The following is an 18,846-nucleotide window of genomic DNA, read 5'->3' on the forward strand; positions in this document are numbered from 1 at the left end:
TGTAGGCAAGAGAGCTAGGGTCAGGACCAAGAAAAGGGCAGGAGTGAGTGCGGTCATGGATCTTGCGGGAAAGCGCATTCTTCTCATCATTTCGGGTGGCATTGCCGCCTATAAAAGCCTCGACCTGATCCGTCGCCTTCGCGAACGGGGTGCTGAGGTCAGGCCGGTGATGTCGCGGGCTGCGCAGGAATTCATCACGCCGCTTGCCGTCGGCGCGCTCTCTTCGGGGCATGTCTATACCGATCTCTTTTCGCGGGAAGACGAGCAGGATGTCGGACATATCCGGCTTGCTCGCGATTGCGATCTGGTTCTGGTCGCACCCGCAACCGCTGATCTGATGGCCAAGATGTCGCATGGTCTGGCCGACGATCTACCCAGCGCCGTGCTGCTGGCAACCGACCGGCCTGTTCTTGTTGCGCCCGCCATGAACCCGAAGATGTGGGATGCGGCACCCACGCGGCGCAACGTGGCAACGCTTCAACAGGACTGCATTCATTTCATTGGCCCCATGAAAGGCGAAATGGCGGAAAGTGGCGAGGCTGGCACGGGTCGCATGGCCGAACCGCTGGAAATTGTTGCAGCGGTCACCGCCCTGCTTTCGCCGGGCGAGAAGCCGCTGGCGGGCAAAAAGGCCATTGTTACATCAGGCCCGACACACGAGCCGATTGATCCGGTGCGCTACATCGCCAATCGTTCGTCCGGCAAGCAGGGTCACGCCATTGCCGCAGCCCTTGCAAAGCTGGGTGCCGAGGTGACGCTGATTTCGGGGCCGGTCGTGATTGCCGATCCTATTGGCGTCACCACTACCCATGTGGAAACCGCGGACCAAATGCTGCATGCTGTTCTGAATTCCCTTCCGGCAGATATCGCCGTGATGGTGGCGGCGGTGGCAGACTGGCGCGTCGCGGGTTCCTCGGACCAGAAGATCAAGAAGCAACCGGGTGAACCTCCGGCTCCACTTCAACTCACCGAAAATCCGGATATCCTGAAGACGATAGGTCACCATGCCCTTCGACCCCGCTTCGTGGTGGGCTTTGCAGCCGAGACGCAGAATGTCGAGCAGAATGGCCGTCGCAAGCTGGAAGCCAAGGGAGCGGATATCATCGTCGCAAACGATGTTTCGCCTGCGACCGGCATCATGGGTGGCGATCGCAATCGGGTGAAGATTATTTCGTCCTCAGGCCTCGAGGAGTGGCCGGATCTTGGCAAGGACGAAGTTGCCGAGAAGCTTGCCCACGAGATTGCCCGTCGGCTCGGATAGCAGCGTCAGAGATAGCTTGAGGCGAGACCCACGGCCGCACCGAGCCCAAGAACCGCAACAGGGTGGGCGCGCGTCCAGATGGAGATTGCAGCCGTGACGCCCGTTATCGCGGCAAGTAGCAGCGTATGGGCGGATGCGACGGTAATCACGACGGCACTGGCCGCGACCAACCCGGTCGTGATAGGCAGGAGCCCAGCCTGTACCACGGCGCGCCAGGGGCGGTCCCTAAACCGGTCCCAGACCGACACGGTCAGGCAGGTGATCAGCGACGACGGCAGGAATTTCGCGATCGACGCGACCGCAAGCCCCGGCAATCCGGCAACGTGCCAGCCGATGAGCGGGACGATCATCATGTTTGGTCCGGGTGCCGCCTGCGCAAGCGCGAAGAGTGCGCTGAATTCCTCCGCCGTCACCCAGTGCTGCACATCCACCACCCGCCGCTGGATCTCGGGCAGAACCGCATAGCCTCCGCCAAACGCCATGAGCGACAGTTCGGTGAAGATGAAGGCCAGGGCAAGGAGGGTTCCGATCATGGACGCAGCCTCCAGGCCAGAAGAACGGATAACGGCGCGAGAACCAGCATGGTCGGCAATAGCGGCAGACGCAGGAAGGCGACCGCAAAGAAGAGCAAGGAGGCGATGAAGAGCGCTGCCGGTTTGGTGAGGATCGGCCTCACGAGCTTGATTGTCATGGCGATCAGCAAGCCCGCTGCCGCTGCTGCCAGACCTGCGAAGACTTGCTGCACATGCGGATCGTCACGATACCGATCGTAGATCACGCCGAGAACGATGACGAAAGCCGTTGGAACCGCCGTCAGGCCGAGAATGGACGCCAAAGCGCCACGCCACCCGCGAAACTTCATGCCAACGGCGACGGAGATATTGATGACATTGCCACCCGGCAGGAACTGGCAAAGCCCCAGAAGATCGACGAATTCATCGGGCGTCAGCCAGCGTCGGTCTTCCACCAGCATGCGACGGGCCAAGGGCAGAACGCCGCCAAAGCCGATGATGCCTATCCCTAAGAAACCGAGAAACAGCTGAAAACTGGTCGGGGGCGCTGAGGAAATCGTGGGGGCGCCGTCAGTCTTCATCGTCAACTCTCATTTCCATTGCAATGCCGGACGGCCAGATCGACTGATCTGGCCGTCCGGTTTTGTGATCAAGCCGCTTTCGCGAAAGGTGCGGGCGAAAATGCAGAGGTCAGCAGTCCATCATCCGTCACCAGAACGGCGCTTCCGGCGGGGATCTCCGTCCAGGCATCAACGTCATCGTTCAATGGCTCAGACACGAGGCAATAGCCGCCTCGTGGCCCCATGGGAGCCGCGTACAGCGTCGGGGGCTTTTGATCGCTGGCATAGCGAACTGCATAGAGCGATTTGCCGTCCGAGAAGGCTGCGGTGAAGCGCACCAGCGGATTGGCCCCTTCCTCTGCGGCATGTTTCTGCACCAGGGCGATTGCGCGAGAAACGGCACCGATCGGATCCTTCGCCATGCCCATTTCGAGCGAGAGCAGGAAAAGCAGTTCGGAATCTGTCGTGCCAGACCGGGCATGGAAGAGTTCATCCGACAGATGCGCTTCCAGCTTGCGGCGGATCTTGTCGAAGCCTGCCACCTGTCCGTTGTGCATGAAGGACCAGGGGCCGAAAACGAAGGGATGGCAATTGTCTCGGCGCGTGCCACCGCTGGTCGCTGCACGCACATGGGCCAGAAATAGCGGAGACCGGATCTGGCGGGCTAGACTACGCAAGTTGCAGTCCGACCAGGCCGGCAAAATATCGCGGTAGCGCCCCGGCTCAGGGTGATCGCCATACCAGGCAATGCCAAAACCGTCACCGTTTGTGGCTGTCTTGGCTCTGCTTGCACAATGGCTCTGTTCAATGAGGGAGTGGGCAGGAGAGGAAACGAGTTCCTCCAGGTAAAGAGGGTTACCGCGATAGGCGGCCCAGCGACACATGATGGATCTTCCTGACTTAAATGCCTGCCAAACTGATAGGCTACCGATAAAAGTTTGTGACGAATTGGTAAATGATGCATTAGCAAACATCGTGCCCCGATGAATTTGCCTGGACATCGTCAAACGAATGACCAGGCGTACCGACACCGAAGCAGTCAGTTCGCGGTTGACACCTTGCCTTATGAGGGGGCCGGTCTACATCCCAAAACATGTTAACACCTGATACAGGCTGTGAAGCCAAAGAACCTCTCGCGGACCCGGCAGTGCTTGAAGAGCTTTCAAGCGAGCCTCAAGCCTGGGCGCTTTTCCTCGATATTGATGGTACTCTGATAGACTTGGCAGAGACGCCGGAAGCGGTTGTTGTTCCTGACGGGTTGATTTCGACCCTGTCGCAGATCTCAAATGTTCTGGGCGGCGCGGTCGGACTTGTTACAGGCCGTGCGGTTTCCTTTGCAGACCAGCTTTTCTCACCGCTGGCTTTGCCAATCGCCGGCCTTCATGGTGCAGAAAGGCGAAATTCTGCCGGGGATCTGGAACGGCTACCCCAAGACGACGATTTCGAGGCGCTAAAACGATCTCTGGTCCGCGTAACCGCCGACTGGGACGGCGTCATCATCGAAGACAAGGGATCAGCAGTGGCGGCCCATTACCGTCAGGCGCAGCAATGGGCCGGAGCGCTGGACGCCGTCATGCAGTCTGCTGTCGAGGAGGCAGGGGCTGACTACACGCTTCAACGCGGCAAAATGGTGATCGAGATCAGGCCTGCGCGTGCAAGCAAGGGAGAGGCCCTTAGAGCCTTTCTCGACGCGGAACCCTTTCTGGGGCGCAAACCCATCGCCATCGGTGATGATCTGACGGATGAGGCGATGTTCAAAGTCGCCAACGAGTTGGGAGGCCTGTCGATCCGGATCGGGGAACTGCGCGATACTGCCGCGGTGCGTGCGATACCGTCACCCGATGCACTCAGGAAGATTCTGGCCGATCTGGCACGCCAGGCCTGACACCATTCGGATTGAATTCGATCGTTGAAGAGGGAGTTTATTGTGAGCCGTCTCGTTGTCATTTCCAACCGCGTGCCCATGCCAGAGAAAAACGGCACGGCACCTGCCGGCGGACTTGCGGTCGCACTTCAGGCAGCGCTTGAAGAGCGCGGCGGCGTGTGGATGGGCTGGTCGGGAAAGTCGAGCGGCACAAAGGAGCCCGCCCCGCTGGCGCTGACGGAGCGCGGCAACATTACCTATGCGCTGACCGATCTGACGAGCACCGATGTCGAAGAATATTACCACGGCTTCGCCAATCGTGTTCTCTGGCCAATATGTCATTACCGGCTGGATCTCGCAGAGTATGGGCGCAAGGAAATGGCCGGTTACTTCAGGGTCAACCGCTTTTTCGCCCATCGGGTGGCTCCTCTCATCCAGGAAGACGATATACTCTGGATTCACGATTATCACTTGATCCCGCTTGCAGCGGAGCTCCGGCAGATGGGCTTCAAGAACAAGATTGGGTTTTTCCTGCACATACCCTGGCCGCCAGCAGATGTACTGTTTGCCATGCCGGTTCACGAAGAGATCATGCGTGGTCTAACCCATTACGACGTTGTCGGTTTTCAGACAGACCACGATTTGGAAAACTTCCGTGGCTGCCTGGTTCGCGAGGGTTTCGGCAATGCGGTTGGAGAGGGGCTTTATTCCTCACACGGGCGAACCTTCAAGGGCGGCTTTTATTCCATCGGCATCGAGACAGCAGCCTTCGCAGAATTTGCCAAACGGGCCGCCTCCACCACCATGGTGCGCAAGGCAAGGCAGAGCCTTGAGGGCCGCGATCTGATCATCGGTGTCGACCGGCTCGATTACTCCAAAGGCATTACACAGCGCATCGACGCCTATGAGAGCCTGGTGTCCCACAATCCCGCCTATCAGGGAAAGGTCACCTATCTGCAGATCACTCCGAAATCGCGATCGGAAGTGCCGGAGTACGAGGCCATGCAGCGCACCGTTGCAGAGCAGGCTGGCCGGGTGAATGGCGCTCTCGGCACCGTGGACTGGGTTCCCATCCGCTACATCAACCGTTCCATCGGACGCCCCGTTCTGGCGGGACTTTACCGGCTGGCAAAGGTTGGTCTTGTGACACCTTTGCGAGATGGCATGAACCTTGTCGCCAAGGAATTCGTCGCCGCACAGGACCCGGAAGATCCCGGAGTTCTGGTGCTATCACGTTTTGCGGGAGCGGCACGCGAACTGAACGGCGCCCTTCTGGTCAATCCCTACGACATCGAGGGAACGGGCCATGCAATTGCTCGCGCCCTGACGATGGGCAAGGAGGAGCGCATCCAGCGTTGGCGCGGCATGATGGACCATTTGCTGGTTCATGACGTGAAACGCTGGTGCGACGACTTCCTGGCAGACCTTACGTCCGAAGGGGATCACGCCGCCTTGGCGACGTGATACTCCTTGATGGCAACCATCTTGATGGACGGGTAACGTTCCGCCTCATAGCGCAGAGAGAAGGCATCCTGAGCCAGAAAGACAGGGTCACCGTCCAAATCGCGGGCGATATCGCCACGCTTGACAGTCAGGAACTTCTCCATGTCTGCCTTGTTTTCCGAGGAAATCCAGCGGCAGACCGAAAAGCGCGACATTTCAAACGACACAGGAAGGCTGTATTCCGCCGAAAGCCGTTCCTTCAGAACGTCAAGCTGCAAGGCACCGACCACGCCGACAATGGCCGGTGAGCCATCCTCTGGCGAGAAGAGCTGTACAACGCCTTCTTCGGCCATCTGCTGAAGCGCTTCTTTCAGCTTCTTCGCCTTCATGGCATCTTCCAACCGCACGCGTCGCAGGATTTCCGGCGAGAAGTTCGGCACGCCCTGGAAGACCAGCGCTTCGCCTTCTGTCAGCGTATCACCGATACGCAGCGTGCCGTGGTTCGGAATACCCACCACATCGCCTGCATAGGCTGTATCAGCCAGCTGGCGCTGCGAGGCAAAGAAGAACTGCGGTGCGGTCAGGCCCATCTGCTTGCCGGTACGGGCCAGGCGCGCCTTCATGCCGCGCTCCAGCTTGCCGGAGCAGATGCGGGCAAAAGCAATGCGGTCGCGATGGTTGGGGTCCATGTTTGCCTGGATCTTGAAGACGAAGGCCGTCATCTTGTCTTCAGCCGCATGAACGGTGCGGGTATCGGCTACCTGATCTCGTGGAGGAGGCGCAAAATCGCCCAGCGCATTGATGAGATCACGAACGCCAAAGTTTCTGAGCGCCGAGCCGAAGAAGACCGGCGTCATATGGCCTTCTAGAAAAGCCTGGCGGTCGAACGGGCGGCAGGCTTCCCGGGCCAGTTCCAGCTCGTCGATGAAAGCGTCGCGTTCGTTTTCCGGCAGGTTTTCTGCAACACTTTGCGGACCATTCACCTTCAACGGCTCAACCTGTGTGTCGGAACCACGATAGGTGTTGCTGGCCAGATTGTAGGAGCCGCAGAAGGTTTTGGACCGCCCGACAGGCCAGGTGACCGGCGCCGTGTCCAGCGCCAGTTTCTCTTCCACTTCGTCGAGGATTTCGAAGGTATCGCGGCTCTCGCGGTCCATCTTGTTGACGAATGTGATGATCGGAATGTCGCGCATGCGGCAGACTTCAAAGAGCTTCAGCGTTCGCGGCTCGATACCCTTGGCGGCATCGATAACCATGACAGCTGCATCCACCGCCGTCAGCGTGCGGTAGGTATCGTCCGCGAAGTCCTCGTGACCCGGCGTATCCAGAATATTGAAAACATTGCCTTCATATTCGAAGGTCATGACCGAGGTCACGACGGAAATGCCGCGCTCGCGCTCGATCTTCATCCAGTCGGACCGGGTCTGGATACGATCCTTCTTCGCCTTCACCTCACCTGCGAGCTGAATGGCACCGCCGAACAACAGCAGTTTTTCAGTGAGCGTCGTCTTACCGGCGTCCGGGTGCGCGATAATCGCGAATGTGCGGCGGCGGGATACCGCCTCGGCAATGCTTTCAGCCATGATGTGCAAATCCTTCGAGTTGCGGCGTATCTAGCGATTTCGGGCCAATTATGCAATTGACCTGCCTGATTTGAAGGAGACGCTCATGCGCGAAGTCATCGGCCCTGCCCTGAAACTCGTTCGACTGCCTCATGCTGAGGGGCTTGATCTGCCGGCTTATGAAACCGCGGGCGCGGCTGGTATGGACATTCGCGCCGCTGTGAGTGAACCTCTCGTCCTGCAGCCCGGCGCTCGCATGCTTGTGCCAACCGGCTTTATTTTCGAGATACCGCAGGGCTTTGAAATTCAGGTTCGCCCTCGCTCCGGGCTCGCGTTCAAACATGGCGTGACCTGCCTCAACACACCCGGCACGATCGACAGCGACTATCGCGGCGAGGTTAAGGTCCTGCTGATCAATCTGGGCCAGGAGGATTTCACAATCGACCGCGGCATGCGGATCGCACAGCTGGTTTTCGCACCCGTTGTTCAGGCTCAGGTGCAGGAGGCCGATACGTTCAATGACACGGCGCGAGGTGCGGGCGGCTTCGGCTCTACCGGCGTATAAACCGTTGCGCCCGGATCGCAACGCAATTAGCAATGGCGAATGAGGAGATAGTTCATGACCCTTGCTTCATTGATCACCTATGCTGGCGCTCTGTTCATCGCAGCGGCCATTCCCGGTCCCGGCATGACAGCCATTGTCGCGCGAGCTCTCGGATCCGGCTTCCGCCCCACATTCTTCATGGGGCTTGGCCTCATTCTGGGTGATCTCGTCTATCTCACGGCCGTCATTCTCGGCCTTGCCATTCTTGCGCAGAATTTCACGACGCCCTTTCTCATCATCAAATATCTTGGTGCTCTCTATCTCTGCTATATCGCCTGGAAGCTGTGGACCGCCGGTTTGCTGCGGCAGGATATTCAGGCGACCCGCGGCGCCACAGGCATGATGGCATTTCTATCCGGACTGCTGGTCACGCTTGGCAATCCGAAGACCATGCTGTTTTACGTGGCGCTCGTGCCGACCCTGATACCGTTGCAGGACATCGGTCTGCGAGATTATGCGGTTCTGGTAGCGACCACGTTCATCGTGCTGATCGCGGTCTTGTTGCCCTATATTTTGCTCGCGTCGAAAGCCCGCGAACTCCTGAAGAAACCGCGCACGCTGCAGGCACTTAATCGTTCGGCAGCAGGTATTCTGGCGGGAACAGCGGCTTACATCGCAGCACGCTGAGAACGCAGGGTAAGCCTCGGATGCAACGCGGGAAAAATTATTCCGCCAAGCCCGGGGGACAGCGTTCACTCTCCTCTCGCGCAACACAGTTTTACGGCTTAGGTTGAGGCTCAATCACCCCAAACTCGATGCCTGACGAATGCTTGGAGATACGCAATGACTGATGCAAAACCGGGTCGCGGCAAGATCTATTCCTCGATCACCGAAACGATTGGCAACACCCCGATTGTTCGGCTGGATAAGCTGGCCAAGGAGAAAGGTGTGAAGGCCAATCTTTTGGCCAAGCTGGAATTTTTCAATCCGATCGCCTCCGTCAAGGACCGTATTGGCGTTGCAATGATCGAGGCTTTGGAAGCTGCAGGTACGATTACGCCGGGCAAGACAGTTCTGGTCGAACCGACCTCCGGAAATACGGGCATTGCACTCGCCTTTGCAGCCGCCGCCAAGGGTTACCGCCTCATCCTCACCATGCCGGAGACCATGTCCATCGAGCGTCGCAAGATGTTGGCGCTTCTGGGCGCGGAACTTGTTTTGACCGAGGGGCCTAAGGGGATGAAGGGAGCAATCGCCAAGGCAGAAGAGCTGGCGGCCAGCCTGCCCGATGCAATTATCCCCCAGCAATTCGAGAACCCGGCCAATCCTGAAATACACCGCAAGACAACCGCGGAGGAAATCTGGAACGATACAGACGGACAGGTCGACTTCTTCGTGTCTGGCATCGGTACCGGTGGCACGATTACCGGCACAGGTCAGGTTCTGAAGAGCCGCAAGCCGGACATCAAGGTCATCGCCGTTGAACCCGCCGAATCTCCAGTCCTGTCGGGTGGAGAGCCCGGCCCTCACAAGATCCAGGGCATCGGTGCGGGCTTTGCGCCTAAGATCCTAGACCGATCCGTCTATGACGAAATCGTCACTATTGCCAGCCAGGAGGCCATCGACACCGCTCGTCTGGTGGCTCGTCTCGAAGGCGTGCCCGTCGGCATCTCGTCTGGCGCAGCACTCGCAGCCGCCATCAAAATCGGCTCCCGGCCAGAGAATGAAGGCAAAAATCTCGTCGTGATCATTCCGTCTTTTGCAGAACGCTACCTCTCGACCGTCCTGTTCGACGGTCTCGGTGCCTGAAGCCAAGCAACACGATAAGACTTGCCTGACATGACTACAGCGCGGCGCGTTCGATTGAACGCGCGGACGACGCTGTAAGACTTTGAAATGATGCATGTTCGTTTCGCTCAACCGAATCCGGTTGAGCGCGACATGCATTAGCGCTACACCGTCAGGGCTGATCTCCATGGCAGAGGTCAGCCCGACATCTGGCGTGAGAGGTGTACAAGCGGTCATCCGCTCTACTCATCACCGAACCTCCCTGGTTATCTCAAGAGCCTGTCGTCAGACGGCTGCAGTCAACCTTTCACCTGCTATTCGGTAGGATATGGCTTCCGCGAGATGGATGCGCCCAACACGGTCGCAGTCGTCCAGATCCGCAAGTGTTCTGGCTACTTTCAGCACCCGATGATAGGCACGCGCCGAGAATTTCATCTTGTCAGCCGCATCCCTTAACAACTGTGCTCCGGCAGTGTCAGGTTCAGCGACCTGCTCGATGAGCGAGGTCGAACATCTTGCATTGGTGCTGATATAGGGCATGCCTGCGGCAATAAACCTCCGGCGCTGGCGATCTCTTGCCTTCGCGACGCGGGCAGCTACATCGGCACTGCTTTCCGCCGGACGAGGACGGATGAGGTCCGCTGCCGCAACAGCGGGCACGTCGATACGGATATCGATGCGATCCAGCAGAGGCCCGGAGATGCGTGCCTGATAATCCGTCATGCATTTAGGGCCCTTGGCACAGGTATGCCCCGGCTCACCGGCCATACCGCATCGGCACGGATTCATGGCAGCGACCAGTTGTATATTGGCCGGATAAGAGACCCGGTGATTGGCGCGTGCAATGATGCACTCGCCCGTTTCCAGCGGCTGTCGCAAGGCATCAAGGACCTGCGGGGAAAATTCGGGAAATTCGTCAAGGAACAGCACGCCGTGATGTGACAGCGATGCCTCACCCGGTTTTGCCCGAAAACCGCCACCGACAAGCGCTGCCATGGTGGCCGAATGATGCGGTGTGCGGAACGGACGCCGGTCCGACAGCTTCCCTCCCGAAAGTTGACCCGCAATCGAGTGAATCATGGAGACTTCCAGAAGCTCCGCTGCAGAAAGCGGCGGAAGAATGGAAGGAAGGCGCGCCGCCAGCATCGACTTTCCAGAACCTGGCGGCCCCACCATCAGAAGATTATGACCACCCGCCGCAGCAACTTCCAGCGCTCGCTTGGCGCTTTCCTGTCCTTTGATCTCGGCGAGATCCGGCAAACTGGTGGGAGCTGCACGAATTGCCGGTGCTGGCCTTGAAAGAAGCTGGCTTCCGCGAAAATGGTTGGCCAGCGCAATCAGACTGCGAGGTGCCAGAATATCGAACTCGGCACCGGCCCAGGCGGCCTCCGCACCGCTGTCTGCCGGGCAGATGAGCCCTTTGCCGAGCGCATTTGCACCAATGGCTGCAGGCAAGGCACCGGCCACTGCAGCCAGTGTTCCGTCCAGGTTGAGCTCGCCAATCACAACGTAACTTGCCAGTGCTTCGACTGGAATGGCGCCCAAGGCAGCCATCAGCCCGAGTGCAATCGGCAGATCAAAGTGAGATCCCTCCTTGGGAAGATCCGCAGGCGCCAGATTGATCGTGATCCTTTTCGGCGGCAGCGCGAGACCGGAGGCATGCAGGGCTGCCTGTACGCGCTCACGACTCTCCGCTACCGCCTTGTCCGGCAGGCCAACGATCTGCATGGCGAGCTTCCCCGGGCCCACCATGACCTGCACGTCAACAGGGACGCCCTCTATGCCCTGAAAGGCAACCGTATTAACACGCGCGACCATTTCCACCTGCCAGCCACGCTTCGGCAGCAGCACCGAAGCTCGCGTGCAATCAAGCACAACTTGAAGGCGGAAACAAGAACAATTAGAGAACAAAATTCCTGTTAAAGTTGCACCTAAATTTGAAGTGCCTCAACTCTCAAGCGGCAGAACGCTTTGCCTCGATCGCATCCCAAAGCAGCGCGGCTGCATCGACCCCGCCGAACTTCTTGACTTCGCGAATGCCGGTTGGAGACGTGACATTGATCTCGGTCATGTAGTCACCGATGACATCAATCCCGACGAACAGGAAGCCGCGCTCCCGCAGCGCTGGTCCGATACGCTCGCAGATTTCCTGCTCGCGGCGGGTCAACTCCGTCGGCTCTGCACGTCCGCCGACATGCATATTGGAGCGGGCGTCGTGCTCTGCTGGCACGCGGTTGATCGCGCCCACCGGATTTCCATCAACGAGGAGGATTCGCTTGTCACCCTTGCGCACGGCCGGCAGATAGGCCTGAGCGATGTAAGGCTCGCGATACATCTGGCCGAACATTTCCAGAAGCGACGAAAAGTTGCGATCATCACGGGCAGAGTGGAAGACGCCTGCGCCGCCATTGCCATAGAGCGGCTTCAGGATGATGTCGCCGAGCTCCTCCCGGAAGCGGGCAATCTCGCCAACATCCTTGGTAATCAGGGTCGGCGGCATCAGATCCGCGAACTTGGTCACGAAAATCTTTTCCGGTGAGTTGCGCACCCAGGCAGGATCGTTCACGACCAGCGTCTTCGGATGGATACGCTCCAGAAGATGGGTAGATGTGATGTAACCCATGTCAAAGGGCGGGTCCTGCCGCAGGTGGACGACATCCATAGTCGACAGATCGACGCGCTCCCGCTCGCCGAGCGTGAAATGATTGCCCTTTTCGTCACGCAACTGCATGGCTTCCACGGCGGCAAATATCTTGCCATCGCGCATGGTCAGCCTGTCGGGCGTATAGTGAAAGAGTTCGTAGCCGCGCGCCTGCGCTTCCAGCGCCATGGCGAAGGTAGAATCTCCGGCGATATTGATGCCGGACACGTGGTCCATCTGGAACGCGACTTTACGAATATTGGCCATGACTGCCCCTCAAGAGATTACCTGGCAGATGTAGGATGCCTGAGGGGCAATGGCAACGCGAGAATGGGCTCAGAGTGCTGTTCTTCGGCCCTTCAGCTTGCGGATGATGCGCCTGCGGATACGATAAAACAGGGAAACGGGCAGATCGAGCGGCTGGCGCATGAAGGCGATCTTTCGGACATAGCGCTCCACCTTCCAGGTCGCCCAGGTTCCGGCCTTGAAGTAACCGACATCGCCTGCTTTCAGCAGTTTCTGCGTGCCATCTTCCGCGATGACGAAAACATCGCCTTCCAGAATGACGACGGTTTCATCTTCGCCAAAAAACCACCTGAATGAGCCAGCCGTGCAATCCCACATCGCCGTACAGGCACATTTGTCAGTCGCATTTGAATGGTAGGCAACTCGCGCCTCAGGGCTTCCGGACAGTATCCAGCTGGGCTCTATGGGCGAGGAAACCAGATCCTTTACAAGATGCTCGTTGCTGGCACCGATGAACGGAGCGGGGACTGCCACTTCATTGGCAGTCCGTCTACGATGCGCCAGAGCCAGAGCTCCAGCCAAGGCCAGTTTCAAAACCATACTTTCCCCCACTGCGAGATTCAGGCGGAGAGTATCAGGCACAACCGAGGATCAGGTTTCCGGGGTCACTCGCATTTTAGTCATTTGCCCGAAATTCGGATCATGCGCTGGCTGCAGATCGGCCAAGTGGCCTCGACCCCTCCACCGCAAGCCTTTTTCCACTGGTTGGATCGAAGAAATGAAGCCGTGCCGGATCAATCACCAGACAAAGGTTTTCCGCAAGGAAGGTTTCGGCAGGAAAAGCCGCTGTCAGAGACTGATCTCCGACAAAACCATGCGCAAGACGCTGGGAGCCCAGTTCTTCGATGTAATCCAGCCGGAAGGGAAGCCCTGTCTCGCCGGCCGGCGCCAACCGCAGATCTTCTGCCCGCAACCCCACGGTCACCACTCCCGAGGGCCTCGCTGTTGAAAGCTCCAGCTGTCCGGAGCCGATCGTCAGTTTGGAGCCTTGCACCTCTGCCCGAACAAGGTTCATGGCGGGAGAGCCAATGAAACTTGCAACAAAGGTGGATGCAGGTGCGTGATAGACTTCGAGTGGAGAGCCGATCTGCTCGATCTCTCCGCCGTTCAGCACCACCAGCCGGTCCGCCAGTGTCATGGCTTCCAGCTGATCATGGGTCACATAGATCGAGGTGGTGCCGAGACGCCGCTGGAGACGCTTGATTTCGCCGCGCATGGACACGCGCAGCTTCGCATCGAGATTGGAGAGCGGCTCGTCGAAGAGAAAGGCCGCAGGCTTGCGTACGATCGCACGTCCCATGGCAACGCGTTGACGCTGACCGCCGGAAAGCGCGCGCGGCTTGCGCTCCAGATACTGGGTGATCTCCAGCATGCGCGCGGCTTCGGCCACCCGTGCATCAATTTCCGCCTTCGGCGTGCCACGATTCTTCAAGCCATAGGCGAGGTTCTGGTAGACCGTCATATGCGGGTAGAGCGCATAGTTCTGGAAGACCATGGCGATGTCGCGCTCGGCCGGTTCCATGCGGTTGACGACACGCCCCGCGATAGAAACCTCGCCTTCCGAAATCGTTTCCAGCCCGGCCAGCATGCGAAGCAGCGTTGACTTGCCGCAGCCGGAGGGGCCGACCAGGACGATGAATTCGCCGTCAGCGATATCGATGGAAACGGAATTTACCGCCTTCACGCCACCCGTGTAGATCTTCGAGACCTTGTCGATCGAAATCGAGGCCATGTTACTTCTCCGTTTCAGTAAGGCCGCGGATGAACAGCCTTTGCATGAATATGACGATGAGGATGGGGGGCAGCATGGCAAGCACGGCACCGGCCATCACGAGGTTCCACTGGATTACGCCATCCTGCACAGTGACCATGCGCTTCATGCCCATCATCAGCGTGTAGTAACCGGGATCGGTGGTGACCAGCAGCGGCCAGAGATATTGCACCCAGCCGTAGATGAAGAGGATGACCGAGAGCGCACCGATATTCGTGCGGGACAGCGGCAGCAGAATATCGCGGAAGAATTTCATCGGCCCCGCACCATCGACACGTGCCGCCTCCAGCATCTCATCGGGGATCGTCATGAAAAACTGGCGGAACAGGAAGGTGGCAGTTGCTGATGCGATCAACGGTATCGTCAAACCGGCCCAGGAATTGAGCATGCCCAGATCAGCGACAATCTTGTAGGTCGGCATGATGCGCACTTCCACCGGCAGCATCAGGGTCACGAAAATGATCCAGAAAGCCAAGACCCGGAACGGAAAGCGGAAATAGACGATCGCAAAAGCTGACAGAATAGAGATCGCGATCTTTCCCACTGTGATCACCAGAGCCATGATCAGCGAATTCAGCGCCATGTGGGAATAGTTCGGAAGGCCATTTGCAGCCGAAGCATTGGTCAGGATCATCCGATAATTCTCGATGAAATGATCCCCCGGCAGCAGGGGAATCCGGCTGCTCATCAAGGTCGAAACATCGTGGGTGGAGGCGATCACCGCAACGTAGACCGGCAAGGCCACGATGGCGAAGCCTAGCAGCAGGAAGGCGTGCGTGAGGATGTTCAGGAGGGGTCTGTTTTCAACCATGGTCGTTTCTCAATACTGCACGCGGCGTTCGACGTAGCGGAACTGAACGAACGTCAGCACCATGACGATGAGCATCAGAAGGACCGATTGCGCCGAGGAGGAGCCGAGGTTCAAGCCGAGATAGCCATCCTGATAGACCTTGTAGACGAGCGTGGTCGTTGCCTGTGCCGGCCCGCCAACCGTCGTTGCATCAACAATCGGGAAGGTGTCGAACATCGTGTAGTTCACGTTGATGATGAACAGGAAGAAGGTGGTGGGCGAGAGAAGCGGCAGCGAAATGGTGAAAAAGCGTTTCACGGGGCCGGAGCCATCGATTGCGGCAGCTTCCATCAACGCCTGCGGCACGGATTGCAAACCGGCCAGGAAAAACAGGAAATTGTAGGAGATCTGTTTCCAGGCAGCCGCAACAATGATCAGGATCATCGCATGCGTGCCATTGAGATCATGATCCCAGCGAATGCCGAAGCGTTCCAGCACAAAGGGCATGAGCCCCGTCGAGGTATTGAAGAGAAACCACCATAAAACGCCCGCGACGACCGGCGCTACCGCATAAGGCCAGACGAGAAGCGTCGTGTAGAATTTTGCACTGCGCGCAAGTCGATCCACGGCTGCAGCAAAGGCGAGGCCCAGCAGCATGGAAAGCGCTGTGACCGAAACGGCAAAAACGGCCGTCCGCGCCATCGCGTCCAGATAGGTCGGGTCACTGAGCAGCTTCCGGTAATGGGCAAGGCCCACGAAGGTCGTGGCAAGACCAAAGGGGTCTTCGCGCTCGAAGGAGGATTTCACGGCCTGTCCGGCAGGCCAGATGAAAAATACGAGTGTGATGACGAGCTGCGGCAGGAGCAGCATGTAAGGAAGAAACTTCGCGTGGAAGGTCGTACGTTTGGTATCCATGGCCGCTCTTTCGGCTCTGTCGCCACCGGTCAATCGCACCGGATGCGCAAAAACGGACGAAAGGGAGCCGGGCAGGATGCCTGGCCCCCTTCCGATGATCGACAGGATCAGTTGGTGTTGGCGCTTTCGAACTCGCGCAGAAGCTGGTTGCCACGGGTTACCGCGCTATCCAGAGCCTGCTTGGCGTCCTTCTTGCCAGCCAGCAGAGCCTGGAATTCTTCATCCACAATCGTGCGGACCTGAGTGAAGTTGCCGAAGCGGACGCCCTTGGAATTGGCGGTTGGCGTCCCGCGCATGATCTGCTTGATGGCAACGTCAGAGCCTGGGTTCTTGTCGTAATAACCCTGGCTCTTGCCGAGATCGTAGGAGGCGTTGGTGATCGGCAGATAGCCGGTGTACTGGTGCCAGTCGGCCTGGACTTCAGGCTTGGAAAGATAGCTGAAGAACTTGGCTACACCCTTGTAGGTCGCCTTGTCCTTGCCGTTAAGAACCCACAGCGTTGCACCGCCGATGATGGAGTTCTTGGGCTCCTTGGTCACGTCGTCATAGTAGGGAAGCGGCGCGAAGCCCGGCTTGAAATCCTTGGCATTGTTGATGACGCCGGCGCGGCCTGCAGACGAGTTCATCGTCATGGCGCATTCCTGCGCGTAGAACATCGTTGCTGCGTTGTCGCCACCGACGGGGCCGCCATACTTGAAGAGGCCTTCATCCTGCCACTTCTTCAAGTTTGCCCAATGCTTCTGCTGAACCGGTCCATTGAAGGAGAACTGGGTCTTGAGACCACCAAAGCCGTTTTCCAGCGTGCCGAACGGCTGGTCATGAATGGCGGAAAGGTTTTCTGTCTGTACCCAGGTGATCCAGGCAGACGTGAAGCCGCACTTGGCCGCGCCCGATGTTACGATCTTCTTTGAAAACTCCTCGACTTCCTTCCAGGTCTTCGGAGCAACTTCCGGATCAAGGCCAGCCTTCTTGAAGACGTCCTTGTTGTAATAGAGGATCGGCGTTGACGAGTTGAACGGCAGCGACAGGATATTGCCCTGCGTGTCGGAGTAATAGCCGACAACCGGACCGAGGAACGACTTCGGCTCGAAGCTTTCGCCCTCGTCCTTCATCAGCTTGTAAACGGGGTAAACGGCACCTTTGGCCGCCATCATCGTGCCGGTTCCGACTTCGAAAACCTGAACGATAGCAGGCTGCTGATTGGCGCGAAACGCTGCAATGGCAGCCGTCAGGGTTTCTGGGTAAGAGCCCTTGTAAACGGGAACGACCTTGTATTCGCTCTGGCTTTCATTGAACTTCGTGGCGATCTCTTCGAGCTTCTTACCAAGCTCGCCGCCCATGGCGTGCCACCAGGTAACTTCAGTTGCCGCAAGCGATGTGGAGGCAGACAGAGCAAACGCTGCCGCTGCAAGGCCAAGCTTCTTGAACATGGGGATCGTCCCTCTTTCCTTCAGTTTAGGATGAGGGGGTGATTAGCGACCTTCCGTGACAGGTCCTTGAAATATATATGACATAACTGTTACAACATCATCGAATTTGCACAGGCATGCAAAAACACTCAGAACGCATCGACGAAATGTTTCGGTAGACGCCAAGGCCTTACCGCTACGATGTCATATCTCAACGACAAGACGGATGCCTTCCTTTGCTTTGCAAGCCAAAGGTCGCTTGCTGCGCGAATGCGGCTCTGACTGTAGAAGCTCACCGCCTCGACGGCTGAGTGTTCCGACTTGCGCGCCTTGACCTCGGCGAAGACGGCCAGATTGCCTTTGCGCGCGATGAGATCGATCTCTCCCAGCGGTGTTCTATAACGAAGAGCGACGATGCGGTAACCTTTGGCCATCAGATATAACGCGGCCCAGTATTCGGAGAGCCGTCCACGGCGTTCGGCAGTTCTGCGCCGCTTGCCGTCATTAATGACTGTCTTCGGCATCTTTCAACTCAATCAGGCGCTGATAAAGATCTTTGCGCGACAGACCGGTAAGGCGGGCCGCCTCCGCAGCGGCCTTGGTGGCGGGCATGCTGGCAGAGAGTTCCCTCAGCATGATATCCACGTCAACGGCGGCGGGAATATCGTCATAGTCTGGCGGACCGACGACGAAAACGATCTCGCCCTTGACCGTTGCGTCCTTGTACTGCTCTGACAGATCGCCCAGCGTGCCGCGGCGGAACTCCTCGAAGGTCTTGGTCAGTTCACGGCACACGCAAGCTGCACGTGACGGGCCAAGAACATCCGCTGCAATGGTGAGCGTATCTGAAATCCGGTGGGGCGATTCAAAGAAGATCAGGGTTGCCGGGATCTTGGAAAGCTCTGCCAGGCGATCCCGCCTGCCTTTTTCCTTCACCGGCAAGAAGCCTGCGAACAGAAATGCATCCGATGGCAGGCCCGACCCCACAAGGGCGGCCAGCGGTGCCGAGGGGCCTGGAATCGGTATGACCCGATAACCCGCTTCGATCGCCAATTGGCCCAGGCGATAACCCGGATCGGAAACCAGCGGAGTGCCGGCATCTGACACCAGCGCCACAGATTTTCCTGCCTCCAGAGCGGCAAGAAGCTTCGGTCCAGCCTCATTGGCGTTGTGTTCATGATAGGCATAGGGCCTGCCCGTAATGCCGAAACGATCCAGCAGCACGCGCGTGACCCGTGTATCCTCGCAGGCCAGCACATCAGCACCTGCCAAGGTTTCCAAGGCGCGCAGGGTGATATCACCCAGATTGCCGATGGGAGTTGCCACGAGATAGAGTGCCGGTTCCAGCGGTCGCGCCGGGATCGCCGTGTTCCCGATCCGATAGGTTTTCGCCGCCTGTTGTCGATCTTCCGTCACTGCTCAATGCCTGCCTTATTATTGTTACGTCTTTATGGGCGAGCGCCCCATGCTGGGCAAGGCA

General features: G+C 58.3%; 19 protein-coding genes. 6 read left to right on the forward strand and 13 right to left on the reverse strand.

Annotated elements, in window-relative coordinates; translation table 11 throughout:
- The first annotated feature begins 55 nt into the window (after window positions 1-55).
- The gene (gene coaBC, locus G6N80_RS09315; RefSeq protein ID WP_165133240.1) at window positions 56-1,261 is read left to right on the forward strand and encodes a bifunctional phosphopantothenoylcysteine decarboxylase/phosphopantothenate--cysteine ligase CoaBC; all 1,206 of its coding nucleotides are present in this window, start codon (window positions 56-58) and stop codon (window positions 1,259-1,261) included.
- A gap of 5 nt (window positions 1,262-1,266) precedes the next feature.
- On the opposite strand, the gene G6N80_RS09320 is transcribed toward coaBC, so the two are convergent.
- From G6N80_RS09320 to G6N80_RS09330, 3 genes are all read right to left on the reverse strand, one after another.
- Complete coding sequence (locus G6N80_RS09320) at window positions 1,267-1,794, reverse strand: chromate transporter (protein WP_165133243.1); 528 nt, start codon at window positions 1,792-1,794, stop codon at window positions 1,267-1,269.
- A complete protein-coding gene (locus G6N80_RS09325) occupies window positions 1,791-2,354 on the reverse strand; it encodes a chromate transporter (protein WP_165133246.1) in 564 nt (187 codons plus the stop codon). Before G6N80_RS09325 ends, G6N80_RS09320 begins: the two co-directional genes overlap by 4 nt.
- Window positions 2,355-2,422: 68 nt before the next feature.
- Window positions 2,423-3,217 carry a class II glutamine amidotransferase gene (locus G6N80_RS09330; RefSeq protein WP_062555161.1) on the reverse strand — a complete coding sequence of 265 codons (795 nt, stop codon included), beginning with the start codon at window positions 3,215-3,217 and terminating at the stop codon, window positions 2,423-2,425.
- A gap of 263 nt (window positions 3,218-3,480) precedes the next feature.
- On the opposite strand from G6N80_RS09330, the gene otsB reads away from it, so the two are divergent.
- Together otsB and otsA are read left to right on the forward strand one after the other, a co-directional pair.
- Complete coding sequence (gene otsB, locus G6N80_RS09335; RefSeq protein WP_244484755.1) at window positions 3,481-4,218, forward strand: trehalose-phosphatase; 738 nt, start codon at window positions 3,481-3,483, stop codon at window positions 4,216-4,218.
- A gap of 42 nt (window positions 4,219-4,260) precedes the next feature.
- Entirely contained in the window at window positions 4,261-5,661 is a 1,401-nt protein-coding gene (otsA, locus tag G6N80_RS09340; RefSeq protein ID WP_062555159.1) for an alpha,alpha-trehalose-phosphate synthase (UDP-forming), read from the forward strand.
- On the opposite strand, the gene G6N80_RS09345 is transcribed toward otsA, so the two are convergent.
- Window positions 5,640-7,223 carry a peptide chain release factor 3 gene (locus tag G6N80_RS09345; protein WP_165133270.1) on the reverse strand — a complete coding sequence of 528 codons (1,584 nt, stop codon included), beginning with the start codon at window positions 7,221-7,223 and terminating at the stop codon, window positions 5,640-5,642. The genes otsA and G6N80_RS09345 overlap by 22 nt on opposite strands.
- Window positions 7,224-7,308: 85 nt before the next feature.
- Here G6N80_RS09345 and dut point away from each other — a divergent pair, with 85 nt between their 5' ends.
- From dut to cysK, 3 genes are all read left to right on the forward strand, one after another.
- Window positions 7,309-7,767, forward strand: a complete 459-nt coding sequence (gene dut / locus G6N80_RS09350; RefSeq protein WP_062555157.1) for a dUTP diphosphatase — start codon at window positions 7,309-7,311, stop codon at window positions 7,765-7,767.
- 54 nt (window positions 7,768-7,821) lie between these two features.
- Window positions 7,822-8,433, forward strand: coding sequence for a LysE family translocator (locus G6N80_RS09355; RefSeq protein WP_062555156.1), 612 nt, complete (start codon window positions 7,822-7,824; stop codon window positions 8,431-8,433).
- 156 nt (window positions 8,434-8,589) lie between these two features.
- The gene (cysK, locus tag G6N80_RS09360) at window positions 8,590-9,555 is read left to right on the forward strand and encodes a cysteine synthase A (protein WP_165133272.1); all 966 of its coding nucleotides are present in this window, start codon (window positions 8,590-8,592) and stop codon (window positions 9,553-9,555) included.
- A 264-nt stretch (window positions 9,556-9,819) separates the two neighbouring features.
- Here the strand turns inward: cysK and G6N80_RS09365 are convergent, their stop codons facing one another.
- The 9 genes from G6N80_RS09365 to rsmI all read right to left on the reverse strand — a co-directional run bounded on the left by G6N80_RS09365 (window position 9,820) and on the right by rsmI (window position 18,782).
- Entirely contained in the window at window positions 9,820-11,352 is a 1,533-nt protein-coding gene (locus G6N80_RS09365; protein ID WP_165136993.1) for a YifB family Mg chelatase-like AAA ATPase, read from the reverse strand.
- Between the two features lie 136 nt (window positions 11,353-11,488).
- Entirely contained in the window at window positions 11,489-12,442 is a 954-nt protein-coding gene (gene gshB, locus G6N80_RS09370; RefSeq protein WP_165133275.1) for a glutathione synthase, read from the reverse strand.
- A 69-nt stretch (window positions 12,443-12,511) separates the two neighbouring features.
- Window positions 12,512-13,021, reverse strand: coding sequence for a cupin domain-containing protein (locus tag G6N80_RS09375; protein WP_165133278.1), 510 nt, complete (start codon window positions 13,019-13,021; stop codon window positions 12,512-12,514).
- 100 nt (window positions 13,022-13,121) lie between these two features.
- Entirely contained in the window at window positions 13,122-14,213 is a 1,092-nt protein-coding gene (locus tag G6N80_RS09380; RefSeq protein ID WP_165133281.1) for an ABC transporter ATP-binding protein, read from the reverse strand.
- Window position 14,214: 1 nt separating this feature from the next.
- Complete coding sequence (ugpE, locus tag G6N80_RS09385; RefSeq protein WP_062555151.1) at window positions 14,215-15,063, reverse strand: sn-glycerol-3-phosphate ABC transporter permease UgpE; 849 nt, start codon at window positions 15,061-15,063, stop codon at window positions 14,215-14,217.
- Window positions 15,064-15,072: 9 nt separating this feature from the next.
- Window positions 15,073-15,957, reverse strand: coding sequence for a sn-glycerol-3-phosphate ABC transporter permease UgpA (gene ugpA, locus G6N80_RS09390; protein WP_062555150.1), 885 nt, complete (start codon window positions 15,955-15,957; stop codon window positions 15,073-15,075).
- Between the two features lie 107 nt (window positions 15,958-16,064).
- On the reverse strand, window positions 16,065-17,387 hold the full coding sequence (gene ugpB / locus G6N80_RS09395) for a sn-glycerol-3-phosphate ABC transporter substrate-binding protein UgpB (RefSeq protein ID WP_165133284.1): 1,323 nt from the start codon (window positions 17,385-17,387) through the stop codon (window positions 16,065-16,067).
- 128 nt (window positions 17,388-17,515) lie between these two features.
- Window positions 17,516-17,890, reverse strand: coding sequence for a YraN family protein (locus G6N80_RS09400; protein WP_062555148.1), 375 nt, complete (start codon window positions 17,888-17,890; stop codon window positions 17,516-17,518).
- Window positions 17,871-18,782, reverse strand: coding sequence for a 16S rRNA (cytidine(1402)-2'-O)-methyltransferase (gene rsmI, locus G6N80_RS09405; protein WP_062555147.1), 912 nt, complete (start codon window positions 18,780-18,782; stop codon window positions 17,871-17,873). Before rsmI ends, G6N80_RS09400 begins: the two co-directional genes overlap by 20 nt.
- Window positions 18,783-18,846 lie beyond the last annotated feature (64 nt).

Source organism: Rhizobium rhizoryzae (assembly GCF_011046895.1).
In the GTDB taxonomy this organism is placed as follows: domain Bacteria; phylum Pseudomonadota; class Alphaproteobacteria; order Rhizobiales; family Rhizobiaceae; genus Neorhizobium; species Neorhizobium rhizoryzae.

Coding starts and splice junctions, on each gene's coding strand:
- coaBC (WP_165133240.1), top strand. CDS start 56: ATGGATCTTGCGGGAAAGCGCATTCTTCTCATCATTTCGGGTGGCATT.
- G6N80_RS09320 (WP_165133243.1), bottom strand. CDS start 1,794: ATGATCGGAACCCTCCTTGCCCTGGCCTTCATCTTCACCGAACTGTCG.
- G6N80_RS09325 (WP_165133246.1), bottom strand. CDS start 2,354: ATGAAGACTGACGGCGCCCCCACGATTTCCTCAGCGCCCCCGACCAGT.
- G6N80_RS09330 (WP_062555161.1), bottom strand. CDS start 3,217: ATGTGTCGCTGGGCCGCCTATCGCGGTAACCCTCTTTACCTGGAGGAA.
- G6N80_RS09345 (WP_165133270.1), bottom strand. CDS start 7,223: ATGGCTGAAAGCATTGCCGAGGCGGTATCCCGCCGCCGCACATTCGCG.
- dut (WP_062555157.1), top strand. CDS start 7,309: ATGCGCGAAGTCATCGGCCCTGCCCTGAAACTCGTTCGACTGCCTCAT.
- G6N80_RS09355 (WP_062555156.1), top strand. CDS start 7,822: ATGACCCTTGCTTCATTGATCACCTATGCTGGCGCTCTGTTCATCGCA.
- cysK (WP_165133272.1), top strand. CDS start 8,590: ATGACTGATGCAAAACCGGGTCGCGGCAAGATCTATTCCTCGATCACC.
- G6N80_RS09365 (WP_165136993.1), bottom strand. CDS start 11,352: ATGGTCGCGCGTGTTAATACGGTTGCCTTTCAGGGCATAGAGGGCGTC.
- gshB (WP_165133275.1), bottom strand. CDS start 12,442: ATGGCCAATATTCGTAAAGTCGCGTTCCAGATGGACCACGTGTCCGGC.
- G6N80_RS09375 (WP_165133278.1), bottom strand. CDS start 13,021: ATGGTTTTGAAACTGGCCTTGGCTGGAGCTCTGGCTCTGGCGCATCGT.
- G6N80_RS09380 (WP_165133281.1), bottom strand. CDS start 14,213: ATGGCCTCGATTTCGATCGACAAGGTCTCGAAGATCTACACGGGTGGC.
- ugpE (WP_062555151.1), bottom strand. CDS start 15,063: ATGGTTGAAAACAGACCCCTCCTGAACATCCTCACGCACGCCTTCCTG.
- ugpA (WP_062555150.1), bottom strand. CDS start 15,957: ATGGATACCAAACGTACGACCTTCCACGCGAAGTTTCTTCCTTACATG.
- ugpB (WP_165133284.1), bottom strand. CDS start 17,387: ATGTTCAAGAAGCTTGGCCTTGCAGCGGCAGCGTTTGCTCTGTCTGCC.
- G6N80_RS09400 (WP_062555148.1), bottom strand. CDS start 17,890: ATGCCGAAGACAGTCATTAATGACGGCAAGCGGCGCAGAACTGCCGAA.